The 20,228-nt window shown below is 73.7% G+C and carries 17 protein-coding genes; 5 read left to right on the forward strand and 12 right to left on the reverse strand.

What is annotated here, in order from left to right; genetic code table 11:
• Positions 1-69: 69 nt before the first annotated feature.
• The 12 genes from ABT369_RS19560 to ABT369_RS19615 all read right to left on the reverse strand — a co-directional run bounded on the left by ABT369_RS19560 (position 70) and on the right by ABT369_RS19615 (position 15,273).
• On the reverse strand, positions 70-1,716 hold the full coding sequence (locus tag ABT369_RS19560) for a DUF4314 domain-containing protein (RefSeq protein ID WP_350613708.1): 1,647 nt from the start codon (positions 1,714-1,716) through the stop codon (positions 70-72).
• 220 nt (positions 1,717-1,936) lie between these two features.
• The gene (locus tag ABT369_RS19565) at positions 1,937-2,575 is read right to left on the reverse strand and encodes a diguanylate cyclase domain-containing protein (protein ID WP_350613709.1); all 639 of its coding nucleotides are present in this window, start codon (positions 2,573-2,575) and stop codon (positions 1,937-1,939) included.
• 86 nt (positions 2,576-2,661) lie between these two features.
• The gene (locus ABT369_RS19570) at positions 2,662-3,594 is read right to left on the reverse strand and encodes a hypothetical protein (RefSeq protein WP_350613710.1); all 933 of its coding nucleotides are present in this window, start codon (positions 3,592-3,594) and stop codon (positions 2,662-2,664) included.
• A 126-nt stretch (positions 3,595-3,720) separates the two neighbouring features.
• The gene (locus ABT369_RS19575) at positions 3,721-3,963 is read right to left on the reverse strand and encodes an Lsr2 dimerization domain-containing protein (protein WP_350613711.1); all 243 of its coding nucleotides are present in this window, start codon (positions 3,961-3,963) and stop codon (positions 3,721-3,723) included.
• Positions 3,964-4,600: 637 nt separating this feature from the next.
• Entirely contained in the window at positions 4,601-5,368 is a 768-nt protein-coding gene (locus ABT369_RS19580; protein WP_350613713.1) for a hypothetical protein, read from the reverse strand.
• 494 nt (positions 5,369-5,862) lie between these two features.
• Entirely contained in the window at positions 5,863-6,897 is a 1,035-nt protein-coding gene (locus tag ABT369_RS19585) for a replication-relaxation family protein (protein ID WP_350613714.1), read from the reverse strand.
• A 282-nt stretch (positions 6,898-7,179) separates the two neighbouring features.
• Positions 7,180-9,660 (reverse strand): helicase HerA domain-containing protein, encoded by a 2,481-nt coding sequence (locus tag ABT369_RS19590; RefSeq protein WP_350613715.1) that lies wholly within the window; start codon positions 9,658-9,660, stop codon positions 7,180-7,182.
• Positions 9,657-11,351, reverse strand: a complete 1,695-nt coding sequence (locus ABT369_RS19595) for a VirB4 family type IV secretion system protein (protein WP_350614028.1) — start codon at positions 11,349-11,351, stop codon at positions 9,657-9,659. Before ABT369_RS19595 ends, ABT369_RS19590 begins: the two co-directional genes overlap by 4 nt.
• Positions 11,352-11,484: 133 nt before the next feature.
• Positions 11,485-12,402 (reverse strand): PrgI family protein, encoded by a 918-nt coding sequence (locus ABT369_RS19600; protein ID WP_350614030.1) that lies wholly within the window; start codon positions 12,400-12,402, stop codon positions 11,485-11,487.
• Between the two features lie 47 nt (positions 12,403-12,449).
• On the reverse strand, positions 12,450-13,379 hold the full coding sequence (locus tag ABT369_RS19605) for a TrbL/VirB6 family protein (protein ID WP_350613717.1): 930 nt from the start codon (positions 13,377-13,379) through the stop codon (positions 12,450-12,452).
• A gap of 2 nt (positions 13,380-13,381) precedes the next feature.
• Positions 13,382-13,705: a pilin gene (locus tag ABT369_RS19610; protein WP_502891798.1), complete on the reverse strand. Its 324-nt coding sequence runs from the start codon at positions 13,703-13,705 to the stop codon at positions 13,382-13,384.
• Between the two features lie 653 nt (positions 13,706-14,358).
• A complete protein-coding gene (locus ABT369_RS19615; RefSeq protein WP_350613718.1) occupies positions 14,359-15,273 on the reverse strand; it encodes a hypothetical protein in 915 nt (304 codons plus the stop codon).
• Positions 15,274-16,202: 929 nt separating this feature from the next.
• Here ABT369_RS19615 and ABT369_RS19620 point away from each other — a divergent pair.
• The 5 genes from ABT369_RS19620 (at position 16,203) to ABT369_RS19640 (ending at position 20,189) form a co-directional block, all read left to right on the forward strand.
• The gene (locus ABT369_RS19620; RefSeq protein WP_350613719.1) at positions 16,203-17,225 is read left to right on the forward strand and encodes a hypothetical protein; all 1,023 of its coding nucleotides are present in this window, start codon (positions 16,203-16,205) and stop codon (positions 17,223-17,225) included.
• Positions 17,218-18,135, forward strand: coding sequence for a TRM11 family SAM-dependent methyltransferase (locus ABT369_RS19625; RefSeq protein ID WP_350613720.1), 918 nt, complete (start codon positions 17,218-17,220; stop codon positions 18,133-18,135). The genes ABT369_RS19620 and ABT369_RS19625 overlap by 8 nt, the downstream gene beginning before the upstream one ends.
• Positions 18,132-19,001: a hypothetical protein gene (locus ABT369_RS19630; RefSeq protein ID WP_350613721.1), complete on the forward strand. Its 870-nt coding sequence runs from the start codon at positions 18,132-18,134 to the stop codon at positions 18,999-19,001. Before ABT369_RS19625 ends, ABT369_RS19630 begins: the two co-directional genes overlap by 4 nt.
• A complete protein-coding gene (locus ABT369_RS19635; protein WP_350613723.1) occupies positions 18,998-19,594 on the forward strand; it encodes a DNA cytosine methyltransferase in 597 nt (198 codons plus the stop codon). Before ABT369_RS19630 ends, ABT369_RS19635 begins: the two co-directional genes overlap by 4 nt.
• A gap of 154 nt (positions 19,595-19,748) precedes the next feature.
• On the forward strand, positions 19,749-20,189 hold the full coding sequence (locus ABT369_RS19640) for a hypothetical protein (RefSeq protein WP_350613725.1): 441 nt from the start codon (positions 19,749-19,751) through the stop codon (positions 20,187-20,189).
• Positions 20,190-20,228: the final 39 nt, after the last annotated feature.

Consider the following 20,228-nt stretch of genomic DNA (forward strand, 5'->3'; position numbering starts at 1 on the left):
TGTCGGCCGGTGCCGCGGTCGCGGGTCCTGTGGTGTGGGGTTTGGTGCTGGGCGGGTTGCGGTGTGGCGTCAGCTGGCAGCGCCCGGATCCGGGTCGCCTGCGGCCGCCTGGGGGTTGCTGGTGGCGTTGGTCAGGTGGCGCCAGCCGCGGCCGTTGAAGATCTGCCAGACCCATCCGCCGGCGCCCACGGCCGCGAGACGTCCGCGGAGTGCGGCGTAGTCCTGGGCGCCGGCCGGGGCAGGGCTGACCCTCCGGACTTCCCGGATGGCGCCGGTGTCGTCAAGCAACCTGACGAGAGTGTCGCCGGTGGGGGCGATGCTGGCGGCCTCGGCGCCGAGCTCGGCCTCCTGGATGAGAGCGTCGAGGACGCCGGATTCGGTCATCGGTTCGCCGCAGCGGCGGGCCCCCGCGACGTAGGCCTGCCAGCGCGCCGCGTCGAACCGGCCCGTGACGGCGGTCAGCCGCGCCGTGGCCGCGGCGGCCGGGACGGGGGCCGCGGTGATGGCGGCGACCGGAACTCCGCCAAGGCGCAGTTCAGCGGTGTAGCCGAGGTCCGGTCCGGGAGTGTGGCGATTCCCGGCCGTGTACGGGTCGGGCGCCACGACCGTGTAGGGAACGTGGGTGAGCAGAACCCATTCCTGTTCCCGGCCGGGTTCAGGGAGGTCGCCGACGATGCGGGCACAGTCGTACGGGTCGACGGCCTCCCAGCACCAGGACCAGCCCATCACCACGTACCGGCCGTCCGGCCGGGGTGTGATCCGCTCGATCGCCTCCGGGTCGCCGGTCTGGACGGCGGAGTCGGCGACGATGGCATCGCCGTCCCACGACAGCCGCGGACACTCTTCGTCGACCTTGCGGTCCAGGTCGGTCTCCGGTGTCCCGGCGGCGTATGCCATGCGGCGGGCGTCGCGGTCCTGCTGCAGGTCGGCGACGATCGCCTCGGCGACCGTGCGGGTGCAGGCGAATACCGCCCAGCCGTTCCACCGGTCCAGCAGCGTCCCGACGTAGCCGGCAGTCAGCGGGAATCCGGTGTCGCCGTCGGCGGCGTTCCAGTCGCCGGAGAACACGCCGACGCTGCCCAGCGTCACCCGGTCCGGGTGCAGGTGGGACAGGTCTCCGTCGTCGCCGGTGGGGTGCAGGATGCGATGGCAGGCCACGGCGATCGTCCCGATGACCGCGTCGACGAATCCCTCGAGATACGCGGCCTCGAGCTGCCGCCGCCGCTCGCCCGGCAGGCGGGTGCCGCCCGCCGGCTGGTGGCCGGTCTGCTGCGTGGCCCAGCCGGTCGCGGCGGGCAGGGTGGCGAGGATGGCGGGATCGTTGTCGCGGATGCCGGCGAGGATGCGTCCGGCGATGGCCGTGGCCGGGCCGGTGATGTCCGCGCCGAGGGCGTCCTGACGCCACCGTTCAGCGGCAGCCGACCCGTCTGCGGTGCCCACGGTGCGCAACGCGCCGAGCACGTCGGGCCAGGTGATGCCGGGACGGCAGCCGCTGGTCACCGGTTCGGCTAGCGTCTGGTCGGCTGCCGGGATCACGATGAGCTCGTCACCGCCGCGTAGCCTCATGGTCCGGGCCGGACCCTGGTCCCAGGCGACGGTGACATGCTGCTGGTCGTGGTCGACCGTGAGGATGGTGCCTTCGTCGCCGATCCGCAGGTCGGTTGCGGGCTCGGCGATGCGGGCGAGCGCGACGCGCTGCCCTGGCTGGTACGACATTGTTCCTCCACTGTGGATGGTCCGGCGATGCCGCCGGACGGTGTGCTGCGATGGGGTTGGTGCGACGAGTGGCCCCGCGCGGATGCGCCGAGGCCGCCATGCCGGGCCGGCCGGTGCGGCCGTCCGGGCGTGCGGCTCGAGCGCATGCGGAAACCGCCGATGCCTCCCAGGTCGGGGGACATCGGCGGCAGGGTGGTGCAGGGGCTGCTGGGCGGTGTGGTCAGCGGCGGTCGCGGCACCGCTGTCTCGTGTTCCCGGGTGTGGTGACGTCCGGGTGGTAGCGGCTGACGTCGTCGATGCCGTCCTTGGCCCAGTAGACGGCCGCGTCGGCTTCGCGCAGCAGGTCCCGGACGGGCACGCCGACCCGGCCGGTGGTGTAGCCGACGCTGGCGCGGATGGCCACCTGGGCGCCGCTGGGGAGCGCGAACGGTTCGGCGGCGATGACCGACGCGGCGTGGCGTGCGGCGTTGCCGACCTCGTCCGGTCCGCCGTCGACGAGGAGGGCGAACTCGTCTCCGGACAGCCGTGCGGCCATCGCCCGTATGGGCAGGCTGGTCAGCCGTTGTCCGACGGCGATGAGGAGGTCGTTGCCGGCTTCGTGGCCGTAGGTGTCGTTGACGGCCTTGAACCGGTTGAGGTCGAGCAGGACCAGGCCGAACGGCCGGTCACGGTGTTGCGCTCGTCCGAGGGCGGTGAGCAGGGTGCGGCGGTTGGGCAGGCCGGTGGTGTCGTCGTGTCCGGCCTGATGGCGGGCGATGTGCAGGGCGCGGCGCTGCCGTAGCAGCGGCAGCGTCAGGCAGGCGATGCCGGCCAGGACGCCGCCGGCGGTGTTGAGGATGGCGGTGAGCAGAGGGGACAATGGGACGCTCCTGTGGTTTGGGAGCGCCGAGGGCGGATGTGGGTTGGGCGAACTTCCGGCGTCCGCCCTCGGGCGATCCGGATCGGTCAGATCGACGTCGCCGCGTCGGCCGAGGCGGCTGCTGCGGCGTCGTGGTGCAGCTGGAAGCTGGCGGGCTGTTCCACCGCGAGCGTGGCTTTGCCGTGCGCGACGAGGCGCTGCGCGGCGAGGACGACCGCGCCGGGGCTGGCCTTCGGTAGTCCCGTTCCTTGGTCGGCGCGGTCGACCAGTTTGCTCAGTTCGCCGACCTTGTAGGTCTGCTCCGGGTGCGCCGCCAGGATGGCCAGGATGGCGCGGTCCAGTTCCCCTGGTCCCCGGCGCTTGGGCTGTGCACTGTTCGGCGGGTCGGACGGTGCGGGCACGGTGCCGTGGCCGGTGGCGCCGGCGGCTGGTTCGGCGGAGCTGCTGCCGGCGGGTGCGGCCGGGTGCGGTTCCCCGCTCGTCGGGACCGCGGTCGTCAGCTCGCCACTGGCATCGGTGTATGCCGCGGGCGGGGGCTCGGCGGCCAGTGGCTCCTGGCTCGGCTCGGTCCCTGTGGCGCCGTTACGGCCAGCGTCGGCGGCCTCGCAGGTGTGCCTGTCCGGGGGCTGGTGCGGTGCCGGCACGGACGGCACAGCGTCGCGTTCGGCCGGCACGTCGGGGTCGGCCGCGTGCCGGATGGCAGGCTGCTGCTCGTCGGTGTCCGTTGCTGCGGCCGCATTGGGGGCGGCGAGGGTGGATGCGGCGACCAGCGTGTGGCCGTCGGTGGTGAGCCGCCACACGGTTTGGCCGCTGTCGGCGGTGTGGGGTTCCACGAGTCCGGCGGCGGCGAGTTTGCGCAGTTTCGGTGTCGTGGTGGAGTAGGCGAAGCCGACGTGGACGGCGAGGTTGCCGGCCGTCGTGGCGCCGAGGACGGTGAGCGCGCCGAGCAGCTGCCGGGACTTCTTGTCCAGGTGCGCCAGCGCGTCGGCGGTGGCCGTGTTCGAGCTCTGATCGGGCATACGAGTCTCCTGCGTCTCCCAGGTGAGCTGGGTGTGTGGATGGGACGTGCACTGATGCACGCTTGATCGGTCCGGGAAGGCAAGTCGCGTGCGGCGGGCCTGCGTCCGGACCATGGCGGTCGCCGGTTACTGGTTGCTGCCGGCGTTGCCGGACGTGCGGCCGCGGCGGCGCGGGGCCGAGCGCCGCTGCTTGGGCAGGCGTCGGCCGGCGGCGATGAACGGTGCGAGGGCGGCGCGCAGCCGGGCCAGGTTGTGGTCGGCCAGGTCGATCTCGTACTCGACGCCGTCGAGCGCGAAGCGACGGCTGCCGACGCCGTCGGTGCTGGCGTCGAGATCGTCGATGAGGATCGTGCGGGTCTGTTTCGCCATCGGTAGTCGGGCTCCTCACGGGGCAGGAGGCCGTGATGCATACCGCCTGACCGGCGTTGGGCATCACGGCCAGACATGGTGATTGCAGGACTCGGCCCGACGGCTCGGTCACCGTTCGGGCGCAAGGATTCAGTGGGAGATGGTGTGGCCCGGGATGCATTGCCAGCCGGGAACGAGGATGAGGCGGCTGGGTCGCCTGCCCGGCTGCGCTGCGGTCCCGGCGTCGGCCTGCTGCCGCGCACTACCAGGCCGCCGAGGCCAGGCGTCGAGATCGGTGGGTGTTCCGAACGCGGACGGCCACAGATCGGCGGGACGGCGAACGCACGGGTGTGAACGCCGGGCCTGCGGGCCGGGTGCGCTGGCGGCGGCTCACCCGGGCTCAAGGGGGTGGTGCCGGCCGGGCAGCCTGCTGGACATCCTTCGGGTGCAGGGATGGCAGTGGCTGGCCCGACCGGTACCGGTTGGGGTATCAGGGGCGGCGTGGTCGGGCCAGGGTGCGGGTGCCGATGCTCACGCCGTCCGGGGTTCGGGTGTAGTCGTGCGGGACGAGGAAGATCGTGGCGATCGGTCGCGGCGGGGCCGACGACGCGTGGCACGACCTGCCGAGCGGATGCTGCTCGCCGGTCGGTGACCGGGGTCAGAGGGCGATGCTGAGCAGTCGCTGGTTGTCGTCGAGGGTCGCCAGGTAGTGGCTGGCCTGCTCGAGGTAGGTCACCCGGTGGGCGAACGCGTCGCTGGCCGGGGTCAGGCGGTGGCCGTCGACGGTGAGGACCGTGTCGGCGGCGATCGCCGTGATGGCGCAGTAGTGCTGGTAGGCGACCGGGCCGCCCTGGAACATCTCCAGCTCGCGGAGGTCGAGGCGGGCGGCGCCGTAGGCGACGGTGTTGTGCATCCGCATCGCGATGACGCGGGGCTGGTTGTGGTACTTCGCGATCGCGTCCGGCAGCGGCAGCTTCGCCGGGTCGGCGAGATGCTGCTGCAGCAGCTGCGGCCACGGCATCGCCGGGCGGGTGCCCTGCACGACTCGGGACCACAGCTGGTGACGGATCGCGGCGCCGACGCCGGCGGCGTGGCGCATACCGGTGAGGTCGAGCAGCCGGATCGGTCCTCCGGCGCAGTAGGTCGGGTGCCCGCTGCGCGGGTTGACGAGCTGGCTGCGCTGCCACAGCCACCGGCTGGGGCTGGCCCAGAAGCGGTGGACGAGGGTGCCGGAGACACCGAAGTGCTGGTCGAGCGTCCGGCTGGTGAGTGCCTGGGCGGGCAGCTCGGCCGGAATGCAGACGATCATGACGCGGACGGTCGGCGTCGGGGTGGCCGGGACAGCGTCGGCGGTGCCGGTGTCGTCCTGGCTGGTGGACGTCTGCGCGGTCGTGCTGGCCTTGGCGGTCTTGCGCGGTGCGGTCATGGGGATCCTCCTGCGGTGTGGGCGCGCGGCACCGGCCGGGCCACCGGGTACGTGGCCGGGCGTGGCGAATGGGGGTTGGTTGAGGTGGGCGCTCGGGTGCGGCGCCGGACGTGGTGCGGGTGGCTGGTGTGACCAGGGATGCCGCCGCGAGGTGCGGGTCTGCGACCGGCCGGGATCGGCGGGTGGCATGACTGGCACCGGCATGGTTGCGGCAGTCGGACCCGAGGTGGGACCAGGCCGTGGTGGAGCGTTATGTGGGTGATGTGGTGCCTGGACGGTAGCGGCCGCCGCTCACAGCGCCTGCCCGCGTTCGGGCTGCGGATCTGGGCCGTGTGCTGGGCTGTGAGCGGCCGCGAGTCGCGTGTGGCGCCGGCGATGAGACACCGCCGCTCGCACACGCGTCGGGGTGTTCTGCCCGCGGCGAGGGGCCACAGGCGTGGGTCTTGGCGGTGTTGAGCTGCGCTGTGAGCGCACTGGGGCCGGAAGGGCTGCGGTCAGGCGGCCGGTGCCGGGCCGAGGTCGGTGTCGGGGTGGTAGCGGCCGGGGTTGGTGCCGGAGCGGGGGCCGTGCTCGGACGGCAGTTCGTGCAGTCGCCGGCGCCGGCCGGGGCTGGCGGGGAGGTCGGTGATGAGGGTCCAGACGCGCCCGGCGGGGTCGGGGCTGTGGACGGCGGTGGCGACCGGCATCGGGGTGGGGACGCTGTGCAGGATGCGGTGGAGGTTGGCTTCCCGGTCGGGGGTGGGCAGCCAGAGCAGGACGGGGTAGCGGGGCCCGAATGCGGTGAGGCGGGCGTAGGCGCGCAGTTTCGCCACGACGCGGGGGAGGTCTTCGGTGCCGCGGTCGTGTTCGAGGAAGAACCCGACGGTGTGGTCGTGGCTGTGCCAGATGCCGTGGCCGTCGGGGCGGATGCCGGATTGGGCGTAGACGTCCGTGGCGTGCTGCTCCGACCACCATCGGACCAGCCGGTTGCGGCCGGGGTTGGGCAGGCGGGTGGCGGCGAGGAGGTCGATGAAGAACTGGTTGACGCCGAGCAGGTGCGCGGCGGTGGCGCTGGCGGCGATCCGGCGGGCCCGCTCCAGCGAGGTGCGGGGTGCCCGGGTGTATCGGCCGTCGGGGTCGTCGTAGGCGTCGGGGTGCAGCTGCAGGCCGACCGGGCCGAGTGTGTAGAGGTACGGCACGGCGGTGTGCGCCGTGTTGGGGTAGGCGAAGCGGTGCAGCAGGCCCAGGCGGTGCAGGGTGGTGAGGCGGCGTTGCGCGGTGCGCAGCGTGTCGAAGAACGCGGCCGCGATCTGTGGGGTGGACAGCAGGTAGTGCTCGGCGAGCAGCCGTAGAAGCGCACGGTCGCGGGGCACGATGCGCCGGAACACCGCAAGGGGATCGGCACGTATGGCCCCGCCGATGCCTCCACCCTGGCCGGACGGCGGCCGGGCGGGGGCGGTGCGGCCGGTAGGGGCGGGCCGGGACCAGGGCGTCGGGCCGGCGGGAACGGGTGGGTTCGGCTGGGGCGGGTCGGCGGGGTTGGACGGCATGGGGCTGGGGCTCCTTGGGCAGCAGCGGTCCCTCGTTGGCGAGGGTGTCTGGCGGGCGGGGGTGGCCGGTTCGGCGGCTGTCAGGTGCACGTGGTGCGCTGACAGCGCAGGTCAGTCATGCCGGGACAGGTCGCGGCGGCACGCCGCAGCGGCGACCACGGCGACCGGGTCGACGAGCACCTCGACGAGCGGCTGCCGTCTCGCAGCAGACCCACGCCGATGGCTGTCCAGGTCGAGCGCAGGTTCAGCGTGTTGGACTGGTGCGCGGTGGCCGCGGCGGCGTCACGGCCGTCGCCGGGTGTCCGGGCGGGACAGACGCTCGACGAGGTCGTCGATGCCGCTCGTGTCCTGCTGGGGGACGGCGGCTGCGGCGGCCTGCCGGATGGCGGTGGCCGAGCCGAGGACGGGTTTCGGTGGGCGGGTGCGCATGGTGAAGGCGGGGGTCTGCCGGCCAGCGACGACGAGGCGGGCGGCGGCGGTGTAGGCGTCGAGGTTGGCCAGGTCGTGCTCGTCGAGGCCGGGCAGGGTGTGCCGGCGCAGCACGTGCGCGTCTTCGGGCGCCATCGTGAAGTAGAGCTTGTTGCGGGCGTTGGCGGATGCGGCGGCGAGGAGGTCTTTGGGGAACTGGGCGAGGTCCTGGTGGGCCAGGACGAGGGAGAGCCGGTATTTGCGGGCTTCGGCGAGCATCGAGTCGAGGCTGGTGGCGAGGGTGAGGAAGTTCTGGGCCTCGTCGATGATCAGCGTGGCGTCGCGGCGCCGGTCGGAGGCGACGGCGGCACGGGCGGTGGCGGCCTGCCACACCTGGGCCAGGACGAGGGAGCCGAGCAGCCGGGTGGTGTCCTCCCCGAGCTGCCCTTTCGGGATCCGGACCAGCAGCGCGCCGCCGTCGAGGACCTTGCCCATGTCGAAGCTGGAGTGCGGGAACCGCATGGTGCGTTTGACGAAGTCCCGCAGCAGGAACGCGCGGAGGCGGGCGAGGACGGGGCCGATGACCTGGGCGCGCATCGCGGGGTTGAGTTCGTCGTACCACTGCCAGAACCCGAGCAGGCCGGCCGGGTCGTCGAGGTCGACGGTCATCGCCGATCGGAACTGCGCGCTGTTGAGCAGGGGCGGGATGTGCTGGAGGGTGACGTTGGCGTGGCGGAGCAGGGTCAGGCAGGCGACGCGCATGACGTCGTCCATCCGCGGTCCCCAGGCTTTGGCGAAGATCGTGCTGAAGATCGCGACGAGGTTGTCGACGACCAGGTCGGGGTCGTCGCCCTGCAGGGGGTTGAGGCAGGGCGGGTTCGGCTGGTCCGGGTCGTAGATGACGAGCCGGTCGCCGACGTGGGCGGGGAGCCGGTCGAGGATGTCCAGGACCATGTCGCCGTGCGGGTCGATGACCACGGTGCCGCGGCCGGCGCGGATGTCGTCGACGGCCATGTTGACCAGCAGCGTGGTCTTGCCGGAGCCGGTCGCGCCGACGACGTGCAGGTGGTAGCGGGCGTCCGGCACGGCGAGGCCGACGCTGTGCCCGCCGATCTCCGCGTCGCCGAGGATTTTGACGCCGCGTCCCCCGCCCGGAACGGCGACCGGTGCGGGGATCGCCTTCGCGCGTGCCCGGTCCAGGCCCGGCACGGCGACGTCCCGCGGGAGGGCGGCGAGGGCAGCGAGTTCGCCGCTGCTGAGCAGGAACCCGGCGCCGAGCCGCCGCCCGGCCAGGACCGCGGCGGGGTGCCGCATCTGGGTGCGGTGGGTGAGGCGGTTGCGGGCGGTGTGCACGGCGAAGCTGGACGCGACCGCGTCGGCGATCCCGTCGAGCCGCCCGTCCGGTGTCGCGCCGGGGCGGTCGCTGGTGGTCGCGACGCCGTAGCGGATGCCGGCCGTCCACAGCACCTGCGCGGTCTTGTCGACGATGGCGCGGACGTCCCGGTCCAGGTGCGGGTCCCGGTGTTGCGCCAGCCCGCCGGTGCGCCGGGCGGCAGGGCCGGGCAGGACCGCGTCGAGGAGCCACAGCAGCGGCGCGGCCGGGTTGAAAATGGGGATGGCGGGGTGGCCGTCGCGGAGCCGTCCGGCGGCCCGCCGGGCCCGCGTGATGCGGCGGGGCGGGGCGGGTCTGGTGAGGATCTGCACGCAGGCGTGCTCGGCGGGGCGCAACTGGGCGCCGGCGGTCATGAGCGCGCGGAGCGGGTCGGCGTCGAAGTCGGTCCGCAGCGGCAGCCACTCCGCCGCCTGGGGCAGCAGGTGCCCGCCGGTCGCCGCGGTGAAGTCGAGCGGGAGCGGGGGCGTGTCGGGGCCGGTGGTGGTGGCCGCGGCGGGCCACGCGGCCCGGACCGCGGCCTCGACCGCGCCGGGCGGGATGGTGCCGGGGACCCAGATGCCGATCTGCAGCTGCCGTCCGGTCCAGGTGTACTGCCACGCCACGTGCGGCGTCCCGTACCGCAGCCGCCGCCACGGGGACGGGGTGAGCAGCCCGTGCAGGTTGGCCCACAGCATGCCGGCGCTGTGCTCGTCGACCTCCGGCGGCGGCGCCACCACGACGAGCCGTGCGCCGGCGGCGTGGCGGTGGTGCCGCCACCCGGCGATGCCGTTGCGGCCGGCGACCCACCCGGCGACCAGGACTGCGGCGACGGCGAGCAGCCACGGATGGTCGGCGGCCCAGTGGACCGCGTCGAGCAGCCGCACCACCCCCGGCGCGGGCGGCGGCGTTCCGAACCCCGGCCGGTCCGGCACCGGCGATGGGGCCGGCGGCGCGAGCAGGACGCTGGCGGCGATGGGGTTCATAGCTGGTCCTCGCCGTCGAGGTCGAGGAGCTCGGCGGGGCTGGTGGTGGCCAGGGCGTGCTCGCCGGGCGAGGCGATCGACTCGACCGCGGTGCGGTGGGTGCCGCAGATGAGCAGGCCCTGCCCGACCTGGGCCGCGAGGAGCATCCGCCGTTCGCCGGCGGTGAGCCGGAACGCGTCGCCGACCGGGTCGATGGCCTGCGGGGCCTGTTGGAGCAGGATCTGGGTGGCGGCGTTGGACACGACGGCCATGCCGAGGTCGGTGCCGAGGAGGTCGGCGACGTCCTGGGTGATCACGGTGAGGCCGGCGCGGCGTTTCCGGGCGGCTTTGGCCATCGTGGCCAGGAACCGGGCGCCGTGTCCGTCGCGCATGAGCAGCCACGCCTCGTCGACGACGACGAGGCGCCGCACCGCCAGGCGGCGGGTGCCGGGGGTGTCGACGGCCCGCCAGATCGCATCCAGGGCCAGGAGGGTGCCGGCGGTGCGCAGCTCGTCGGGGAGTTGCCGCAGCGACCACACCACCAGGTGCCCGTCCGGGCGGACGGTGGACGGGCCGTTGAACAGCTCGGCGAACGACCCGGTGACCCACGGCTCGAGCCGGGCCGCGAGCTCCGCCGCGGCCGGGTCCGGGTCGGCGTGCAGGGTGGTCGTGAGGTCGGCGAGGTGCGGGGCGGGCCGGTGATGGGTGGCCGGGTCGGCGGTGATCCCGGCCCGGCGGTAGGTGGCCAGGATCGCCCGGTCCAGCGCGGCCCGTTCCCGCGGCGGCGGCTCCTGGCGCAGCAGTACCGCGATCAGGGTGTGCAGGAACAGGCCGCGGCGGGTCAGCACGTCCGGGCGTGTGTCGTTCGCGGGCAGGTCGAACGGGTTGATCTTCACGCCGGGCCGGCCGAGCTGCACGACGGTCCCGCCGACCGCGTCGGCGAGCCGCAGGTACTCGTCCTCGGGGTCCACGATCGATACCTCGACGCCCTGGTACAGGTTCCGCAGGACGTCGAGCTTGACGAGGTAGCTTTTCCCGGCGCCGGAACGGGCCAGCACGACGCTGTTGTGGTTCTCCTGGACCCACCGGTCCCACCACACGATGCCGCCGCTGTCGGGGTTGATGCCGTAGAGGACCCCGCCGGTGGTGGCCGGGTCGCCCGGCAGGGGTGCGGGCAGGTCGGCGGAGGCGAGCGGGAACGCGGCGGCGAGCGCGGCGGTGTCCATGGTCCGCAGCATCTGCAGGCTGTCGGTCGCGAGGGGCAGGGTGGTGGTCCAGCCCGGCAGGTGCCGCCACGTCGCCGGCTGCACCTCGATCAGCGTCGACGCGGCCGCGGCTTTCACCTGCGTACACGCGTCGAGCAGCTCGGCCTCGCTGCGGGCGTGGACGGTCAGGTACAGCCCGACGCGGAACAGCCGGGCCGCGCCGCGTGCCAGCCGCTCGGCGAGGTCCGCGGCGTCGTCGGCGGCGGCCTCGACCGTCGGGTCGGCGAGTTTGCCGCGGTCGGCGTCGGCGCGGCGGGAGGACTCGAACCGGGCCCGCTGTGTGCGCAGCCGCCGCGCCGCGACCGTCGCCGGGATCGGATCCATATACAGCGCCAGGTCGAGACGTCCGGGCCAGGACAGCAGCGGCTCGAGCCAGGCCGGGCCGACCTCGGCCGGGTAGCCGGTCACCACCAGGGTCGCGGCGTAGCCGTCACCGACGCGCAGCATCCGCGGGGTGACCTCGAGGGCGGCCGGTGCGACCGCCGCCGCCACGCCTCCGGCGCGGGGCGGCGCCCCTGTGTCCGTTGCGGGCCGTGCTGCCGGGCGGGTACCGATGCGTCGCATCAGGAACGACTCCTTGTCACGGAAGGGTGTGCCGGCTGCCGGCTGCCGGCCCGGTGATGACGGCGTCGGGGGCGGCCAGGCCGCCGGGGCGGGGCGGCCGGTAGGGGTCGGCGGCCGCGGCGAGCGCGGCGGTGACCGCCGGGCCGTCCAGGGCCCGGGTGGTGACGCCGAGACCCGCGAGGGCGCGGGCGGTGTCGTCGGCGCGGCGGCGGGCCGCGTGCCCGCCACCGGCTGCGGCTGGGGTGCGGGTGACGATGAGGACCTGCCGGCGCAGCGGGTCGCGGCGCTCGGCGAGGTCGGCCAGGAACCGGGCATGGTCCTCGCACGCGGCGGCGAGCGCCGGGTGCGGCAGCTGTCTCGCCGTGTCGGCGAGGGCCTGGGCGGCGGAGGTCAGGTCGACCGGCTGCGCCGACACCACGATCTGCGTCGGGGCGGCGAGGCTGTTGAGCCACCGGCCGAACGTGTCGATCAACGCGGCCTGCTCGTCGGCGGTGCGCAGGGCGAGGTTGACGGTGCTCGCTGCGACCACCGCCGCCGACGCGTCGCCGAGGGTGATCTGGCCGTCGTCGCCGATGGCGTCGGCGGGCAGCCGCAGCGGGGCCGGCAACGGCGTCCGGCCCGCCCCGGCGGTGTCGACCCAGTCCGGCATCCGGGTTGTGGGGTCGGTCGTGGTCAGCGCCCGCGGGGCGCGGGCATGCCGGACCCCGGCGAGGAGCCACACATCCAGGGGCAGGCCGTCGCGGCGCCCGACCGCGAGCCCCACGGCGAGACCGCCGAGGATGACCGCGCCGCCGAGCAGCACCACGGCAGGGACCAGCCCATGCAGCACATGCCAGGCGCCATAGCCTACGAGTGCCGCGACCGCGACGATCGCCAGCTGCCGGAACGTCAGCCCGTAGACGACCTTGTCCGGGGCGTCGATGTCCGCGGGCATCCGCGCCCGGACCGGCCCGTCGTCAGCGGCTTGCCGGGTGGGGCGGGTCATCGGATCACCGCCCGGGCGGCCCGGCCGATGCCCGGCACGGCCCGCGACAACTGCTGGACCACGACGACCCGCACGACCGCCCCGAAGGCGTTCGGCCGCTGCCCGCCCGACGTGGCGAACCGGCCCAGCAGCGACGGCACCTTCACCGTCGTCCACAGCAGCACCATCACCACGAACAGGTTCATCACACCGCCCGGATCGACCGGCAGACCCAGGGCCGGGAGCATCGCCGAGCTGTCGGTGAGCATCCACTGCCCCGCATACAACGTCAGCCCCTGCGCCACCGGGACCGCGAGGACACCCGTGTAGGAGCGCCACCACAGCCGGGCGACCGGATCGGTCTGCGGCAGCGCGTGACAGGCCAACGCAAGCGGTGCGGCCGCGGTGAGGATCAGCAGCACCGCATACCGGGTGATCATCGAGAACGCTGCCGACCCGAGCAGGATCAGGATCAGGACCCCGCACACGCAGAACAGCACCCCGGTCGTCTGGTTCTGCGCCGCGACCAGGTTCGTCTTGATCGCCGGCAGCGCGGCGGGCCGGGTCTGCCCGTCGCCGGTCAGGTCGTCCTGGGTCAACGCCGTGGTCAGCGCGTTCGCCAACCGGATCAGCTCACCGCACCAGAGCTGCGAGAAGTGCGCGGTGACGAACCCGACGAAGCACCGCGGCACCAGGTCCTTGGCGGTGTAACGGGCCCGGTCGTCGCCGCCGGCGGTCATCGTCAGCACCCCGGCGGCGATGAAGAACAGCACGAAGATGCTGTCGACGATCAGCACCGACCGGCCGGTCAGCGCCTGGACCTGCGGCAGGCCGGTGACCTCGGGGCTGATCAGCAACGCGCCGGTGATCAACCCGGTCAGCGCGTCGGCGCATGCCAGGATCGCCTTCGCGAAGGCGTTGAGGATGCCGTCGAAGAGCCAGTCCATGATCAGGCTCCGACGATGCCTTTGACGACCTCGAGCAGCACCGGCGCGAGGACCGCGAGGCCATAGCCGACCAGGGCGTTCTTCAACGCGCTCTTGCCCTTGTCGACCTGGGCTGGGTCGCCGCCGGCGGTCGCCCAGTAGACGCCGGCCAGGACCAGGAACAGGCTGGCCACCGCGGCGAGCAGCCCCATGACCCAGGCCTGCAGGTTGCCGATGACGACCGGCAGCGTGTTCGCGGCCACCACGACCGGGCCGGCGGGATCGGCGAACGCCGGAGACGGGACCGCGATCAGGACGCCGGCCACAGCGGCGGCCGTCCATGCGATCGCGCCGCGCTGCAGGCGCTGGGGTGCGAGGTGTGCACACCGCGATACGGCGGTGGCGGCGCTACCGGACGGTGCGGGGTCCGTGGCGTGTGGGGATTGGACGCGCGGCCGAAGGATGCGGGGCATGGAGGTCACCTCCCGCCCCGCGCCGGCACCGGCCCGGTCCCAACGCGCGAGCGGCGCGGCGGGAACGGGGCCTGGCTGGGCGGGGCGAATACTCGAGCGACGACGGACAAGGCAGCCGCCGAGCCATCCGGTGATGCGAGCGCGTGCCGGCGATGTGCCCGGGAGGAGCTCGTCCTCCCTTACGGGTCGGCTGGAGATGAGGTGTCAGCGCATCACGCAGGCGCGGCACCCGGGCGCATCAGCCGGCACGGCACTCGCTGCCGAAGACGTGCCCGGCGGCGGGCAGCACCCCCATCGCGGACGAATGTGTACGCCCGGTTCGGGAGGCCCTGCACCCACCTATCCGGCGGTGTGAGCAGCGGCGAACGCCGGCAACCGCCCACAGACCGCTCACACCGAGCCGCGTGCCAGGGCAGCCGGGGGATGTGCTTTGACCGCTCGCCGCCGCCATGGCCGGAGCACGAACGAGCCGTGTCACGGACCCCTGTGCGGGTCGGTGACACGGCTCGTTGCGGGTGGCGGCTGGCTCAGGCGGCGGCGAGCCCGGCCGGTCCGGCGGCGCCGCGACCGGCGCGGGCACTGCGAGACCGGTCGGCCTGGCGAGCGAGCGCCCGCTGGGCCTGCGGCACGACCGTCCCGGTCAGGACGCCGTCGGCGAGCGCGTGCGCGATGCGGGTGTCGACCCGGCGCAGCCGCATCCGCAACGCGTCGGTAGTGACGCCGAGCCGGACGGCGATCGGCTCGATCGCCCGGCGACCCAAGCGGATGTCGATGTAGGACTGTTCGTCGGCCTGGTCGAGCAGCCCGAGCTCGACCGCACGGCGCACGAGCAGATCGGGGTGGCCCCACGGCCGCTGCGGGACCCGCGGCCCGGCCACGATCGCCTCCAAATCCTCGACCAGGATCAGCTCGCGCTGCTGCGCGACCAACGCCAGCCCGGCCCGATACCCGGCCCGGCACAGGCCCGCATACGGGGCCGGGCGGGCCGTGTCGACGTGGTCGCGCAGCGCCGCGAGGAATCCGGTGAGGACCTCAGCGTCGACGTCGTCGGGGTCGCCGTGCCAGCCGCCCGCGACCAGGGCGGCGGCATGCCGCACGAGGGCCGGCAACGCGAGGGCCGTCGCGGTGACGACCCAGGCCGGCCCGTCGAGACGGGCACGGGTGATCAGCTCCCGCCACACCGCGTCGAGCGCCGGCCAGTGCCTGGGGTGTGCGGCCATCCACCGGCGCAGGTCGGCCACGTTGATCGCCCCGGCCGGCAGGCCGAGGTCCGGGTCGAGGTGGGACAGGTCGATACGCAGCGGGTCCGGGTCGCACGTCAGCGCTGCGAACGCAACATCGACGCACGTGAACGGCGACGACGGCCACCCTTCGCCGTCCGCGACGCGGTCGGTGTCGGGCTCGGCGGTGGTGTCACGGCCAGCAGCGGCGGACACGATCATGGAAACTCCTCAAGCCGGGCGGTCAACGGCATGACACCGGCGGCTAGACTCGGCGGGTCATGTCGTTGCAGTGCGCCAGACGCCGCTCACGTGACACCCACACCGCCGGTCACGACCCGTTCGGCGCCGTCCTGAGACACGTCACGCCGACGTCGTGTCATACGACCTATATCATCGACGCTCTTCGTTGACGTCCGTGCGTGTCACTGGCGCTGAGCTGCGCTGTGACACCGGCACGCGCCCGTGACACAGCGCCGTGACACACCCGCACGGGCAGCGCTGTCACCGCGCGGCAGGCGAGCCACCCGTCGCGGCGGCGACTGGACGGGACACGCACGCCGACTCACACCTGACACTGCCGGGGCGCTCCGGCGGCTGTCACAACGCCGGATCAACCTCGTCTGTGACAGCCGCGGCGCGTCATCGAGCGGTCCTCGGCTTCCCTGCCGCACTGCCTGTCAGCCGACGACACGGCGCCCATCGGATGCCACGTCGTGACACCAGCCGTACTAGGCAGTGCCAACCTCGGCAGCCTCCTTGATCCAGCCTGGGGCGCCCAGGGGCGCGGTGCGCCGACGCCGCGCGAGCATCAACGGAGGTCCGCGGTGCGGCTGTGTGCAAGACGGGCCGCTCCTGTCGGCGGTGGTGAGCGGCCGGGTCCTGTCGTGAGCCGTTGTTGTGAGCGGCGAGCTGGCTGTGAGCTGCTGCGAGTGAGCGTGTCTTGACAGGCGCGGCAGATGCATCCCGGAGCTCGGATTGCGACAGCGCGGCTCCGTAGCTGTGAGCGTGTGCGGTGTTGTTGTGAGCGGGGCTGCCGATCACGGTGAGAGCTGTGAGCGCTCGTGGGTGTTCGTGGCGTTCGGCACGACACACAGATCCAGATAGGAGGATGTCAGCGCGTCACGGCGCGGCGTGGAGCCGACAGCCATATGACCCAGCATCCACCGCACCACCCCACCAACGATCCGGCGAACGCCGCCAGCGGCGAGCGACCGCTGATCGACCTGGTCGCCGGCGACCCGCCGGTGCCGATCACCGTCTGGCGGACCGCCCGCACCGGCGGCGACCGCGGCGCGTCGATGCCCGCCCGGCTGGCGCGGCGGCTCGTCGCCGCCTACAGCCGCCCCGCCGACATCGTCGTCGACCTCACCGGCGACCACATCCTCACCACCGCCTGCACCGCAGGCGGCCGCCGTCACCACCCGGCCTGGTTCACCGACGTCGCGTCCCTCATCGTCGGCCCCGCCACCACCATCACGGCAAACGGCGGCGCCGACGCGGCCGATGACGAAACCGACACCGACCAGCCGGTACCCCACCACGGCGCCCGGCCGGCCCGCGTCACCCGCATCGACCCGTCCGACGACGACACCCGCCACGCGGCGACGCCTGCCGTGCGGGGCGGATGGTTCGGCGACGACCTGACCGACGCCGACATGCCGCCACACGACCCGTCGCCGGTGCAGCCCGTGCCCGACAGCGCTGGCCTGGCCGGGCTGACCAGCCTCGTCGTTGCCGGGTGGCCTCTCGACGCGGACCCGGCCACCGGCCGGGTTCGGCTGGCCTGGCTCCTGGACACGGGCCGGGAGCTGCTGCGCCTGGGCGGTTGCCTCGTGCTTGTCGTCGCCGGTGCGCCCGGCGGGCAAGTCCGGCCGGAGGACTTCTCCCCCATCGTCACCGCCGCCGCCCATGCCGGGCTGGGCTACCTGCAGCACATCGTCGCCGTGGCGGCGGACGTCAGCGGCGAGCACGGCGACGCGTTCGTCTACCACCTCGACGACGAGGAACTGCTCACCCTGTCCCGCGCCCAAGCCGCCGACGCGGGGCAGCAGTGGACGGTGGCGCACCTGCGCGTCCACGCCGACCTGCTCGTCTTCACCCCGACTGCGCTGGCGGCGGTGACGCGTGAGCGGAACCGGCCCGGCCGACACGGCGGTGCCCGCCATGGGTAGACGCCGCACCACCGGCAGCGGCGGGCCGGCGGTACCGGAGGGGCTCTCGGTGTGGGCGACCGCACAGCAGACCGGGCCGGTGCAACGCCGCGGCCGGTACCTGCCCGAGTCCACCCAGCACCCGGCCAGGATGCTGCCCGCCATCGCCGCGCACGCCATCACCGCCTACACCGCACCCGGCGACCTGGTCCTGGACCCGATGTGCGGGATCGGCACCACACTCGTCGAAGCCGTCCACGCCGGCCGGGACGCGCTCGGCGTCGAGTACGAGTCCCGCTGGTCCGACATCGCCGACGCCAACCTGCGCCACGCCCGCACCCAGGACGCACCCGGCCGCGGCGGGGTGATCCGCGGGGACGCCACCGCCATCCTGGCCCTCGTCCCGGCCGCTCTCACCGGGCAGGTCGCACTCGTCGTCACGTCGCCGCCCTACGGGCCGACCGTGCACGGCCACGTCGCCGTCGGCGACGACCTCGACGTCCGCAACAACCACTACAACGACGGATCCGACCGCGGCAACCTCGCCTACCGCGACCTCACCGGCCTCACCGACGGGTTCGCGCAGATTCTGGCCGGCTGCGCGACGCTGCTGCGCCCCGGCGGGACCGTCGTGGTCACCGCCCGGCCCTGGCGCAAACGCGGCGAGCTCGCCGACCTGCCCTCCGCGGTCATCGGCGCCGGCATCCGCGCCGGACTCGTCCCGACCGAACGCTGCGTCGCGCTGCTCGCCGCCGTCCGCGACGGCCAGCTCGTCGCCCGCCCGTCGTTCTTCCAGCTCCAATCCGTCCGCAAAGCCCGGGCTGCGGGCACACCCCTGCATCTGATCGCCCACGAAGACGTCCTCGTCTTCACCAAACCCACCAGCCCGATCCCCGACACCTCCGCTGTTCCCGCCCGGGGGCGCCGATGACGGGCGCCCACCGCTATCTCTCCCTCGGCGCTGGCGTACAGAGCTCGGCCTGCCTGCTGCTGGCCGCCCGCGGCGATATGCCGCCATTCGACGCCGCGATCTTCGCGGACACCGGCTGGGAACCCGCCGCCGTCTACACCCACCTCCAGCGCCTCGAGCGGCTCGCCGCCGCGGCCGGCATCCCGGTCATCCGCGTGTCCGCGGGTCACATCCGCCACGATGTGCTCGACCCGGGCCACCGTTTCGCCTCGATGCCGCTGTTCACCCTCGGCCCGAACGGCGAACACGGCATGGCCCGCCGCCAGTGCACCAACGAATACAAGATCCGCCCCATCAAGGCCGAGGTCCGGCGCCGGCTCGGCTACCCGCACCCGCGCCGGGTCCCGGCCGGGCTGGTCGCCGAGATGGCCATCGGGATCTCCGTCGACGAGATCCACCGCGCCCGCGACGCCGACGTCGCCTACATGCGCAACGTCTTCCCGCTCCTCGACCGTGGCTGGCGGCGCAGCGACTGCCTCGCCTACCTGCAGCAGCACGGCCTGGCCGAAGTCGGGAAGTCGTCCTGCATCGGGTGCCCGTACCACGACGACGGCTTCTGGGCCCGGCTGCAAGCCGAAAGCCCCAGCGAGTGGGCCGATGCCGTCGCCTTCGACGCCGCGATCCGCCACGGGTCCGCCCGGGCCACCGCCGCCGGGCACCCGCTCCGCGGCCAGTTCTTCCTGCACCGCCAGCGCGTCCCCCTCGACCAGGCCTTCCTACGGCCCAAACCGCCGGGCGACACCGACAGTCCCGGATGCGGGCCATGGACCTGCCCCCACCCGGCAAGTCCCGCCGGCGGCGACCTCCAGACGCGGGAGGTGGCGTGAGTGACCAACCCACCGCCGCCAGACCCGGCGCTCCGGCCAGCACGAACGGCGCGGGCGGGAACGGGCCGCGGATCGGGTCGCTGTGCACCGGCTACGGAGGACTCGACCTCGCCGCCGAGTTCGTCCTCGGCGGCCAGCTCATCTGGTACGCCGAGACCAACCCCCACGCCCAAGCCGTCTGCGCCCGCCACTGGCCCGACATCCCCAACCTCGGCGACATCCGCACCACCGACTGGACCCGCACCGAACCCGTCGAACTCCTCACCGCCGGCTTCCCCTGCCAGGACATCTCCAACGCCGGGAAACGCGCCGGCATCACCGGCGAACACTCCAGCCTGTGGACCGCCGTCGCCGACGCCGTTCGCATCCTTCGACCACCACTCGTCTTCGTGGAGAACGTCGCCGCCCTGCTCCACCGCGGCTTCAACGTCGTCCACGCCGACCTGGCCACGCTCGGGTACGACACACGCTGGCTATGCCTACGCGCATCCGACATCGGCGCAGCCCACCGCCGAGACCGGCTGTTCCTGCTGGCCGCCGACCAGCACCGCCTCCGCCACCGCACCGACCCTGCCGACCCCCTGCGCCCGTGACGGCCGCGGCGTCGGCCACCAGTACGGCCTGACCGACCTCATCGAGCCCCGCGGCACCCGCCACCACCTCCTACCCGCCGCCGCCACAACCCTGCCGCTCCGACACGCAAGCGACCCGCTGGGCGCCGGCCAGCGGCCACCGGCCAGGCCCTGCATGCAGTACACGCTGCTGCCCACTCCACGCGCGACGGACGGCACCAAAGGCTGCCCCGGGCAACGCGGCTCGCGCGGCGACCTCACCCTGCCATCCACCGCCGTACGCCTCGACCCGACACCGCAAGCCGACAGCCCGGCGGGCGCCGGCGGACCGGACGAAGACCGGTGGGGCCGCTTCGCCGCCGCCGTCGCTCGCTGGGAACACCTCATCGGCCGGCCCGCACCGCCACCATCGCAACCAGGCCGACACGGCACACCCGTGCTCGCCCCGCCCTTCGTCGAATGGCTCATGGGCCTACCCGACCAGTGGGTCACCCACCCAGACCTCCGTATCCCCCGCACCCGAGCCCTGCGCGTGCTCGGCAACGGCGTCGTACCGCAACACGCCATCGCCGCACTCTGCCAGCTGCTCAACCCAAGCCGCTGGCCCCGCACCTGACACCAGCCGCCATTACTAACCGATCCCCGGCCGTGCCGG

It is taken from the genome of Dactylosporangium sp. NPDC000244, from assembly GCF_040300725.1.
Taxonomy (GTDB): Bacteria; Actinomycetota; Actinomycetes; order Mycobacteriales; family Micromonosporaceae; genus Dactylosporangium.

Excerpts from the sequence above, each read along its gene's own strand:
- ABT369_RS19575 (WP_350613711.1), bottom strand. The coding sequence starts at position 3,963 with ATGGCGAAACAGACCCGCACGATCCTCATCGACGATCTCGACGCCAGC.
- ABT369_RS19600 (WP_350614030.1), bottom strand. The coding sequence starts at position 12,402 with ATGCCCGCGGACATCGACGCCCCGGACAAGGTCGTCTACGGGCTGACG.
- ABT369_RS19585 (WP_350613714.1), bottom strand. The coding sequence starts at position 6,897 with ATGCCGTCCAACCCCGCCGACCCGCCCCAGCCGAACCCACCCGTTCCC.
- ABT369_RS19630 (WP_350613721.1), top strand. The coding sequence starts at position 18,132 with ATGACGGGCGCCCACCGCTATCTCTCCCTCGGCGCTGGCGTACAGAGC.
- ABT369_RS19615 (WP_350613718.1), bottom strand. The coding sequence starts at position 15,273 with ATGATCGTGTCCGCCGCTGCTGGCCGTGACACCACCGCCGAGCCCGAC.
- ABT369_RS19640 (WP_350613725.1), top strand. The coding sequence starts at position 19,749 with ATGCAGTACACGCTGCTGCCCACTCCACGCGCGACGGACGGCACCAAA.
- ABT369_RS19595 (WP_350614028.1), bottom strand. The coding sequence starts at position 11,351 with ATGCTGCGCGTCGGTGACGGCTACGCCGCGACCCTGGTGGTGACCGGC.
- ABT369_RS19580 (WP_350613713.1), bottom strand. The coding sequence starts at position 5,368 with ATGACCGCACCGCGCAAGACCGCCAAGGCCAGCACGACCGCGCAGACG.
- ABT369_RS19590 (WP_350613715.1), bottom strand. The coding sequence starts at position 9,660 with ATGAACCCCATCGCCGCCAGCGTCCTGCTCGCGCCGCCGGCCCCATCG.
- ABT369_RS19570 (WP_350613710.1), bottom strand. The coding sequence starts at position 3,594 with ATGCCCGATCAGAGCTCGAACACGGCCACCGCCGACGCGCTGGCGCAC.
- ABT369_RS19620 (WP_350613719.1), top strand. The coding sequence starts at position 16,203 with ATGACCCAGCATCCACCGCACCACCCCACCAACGATCCGGCGAACGCC.
- ABT369_RS19605 (WP_350613717.1), bottom strand. The coding sequence starts at position 13,379 with ATGGACTGGCTCTTCGACGGCATCCTCAACGCCTTCGCGAAGGCGATC.
- ABT369_RS19560 (WP_350613708.1), bottom strand. The coding sequence starts at position 1,716 with ATGTCGTACCAGCCAGGGCAGCGCGTCGCGCTCGCCCGCATCGCCGAG.
- ABT369_RS19625 (WP_350613720.1), top strand. The coding sequence starts at position 17,218 with ATGGGTAGACGCCGCACCACCGGCAGCGGCGGGCCGGCGGTACCGGAG.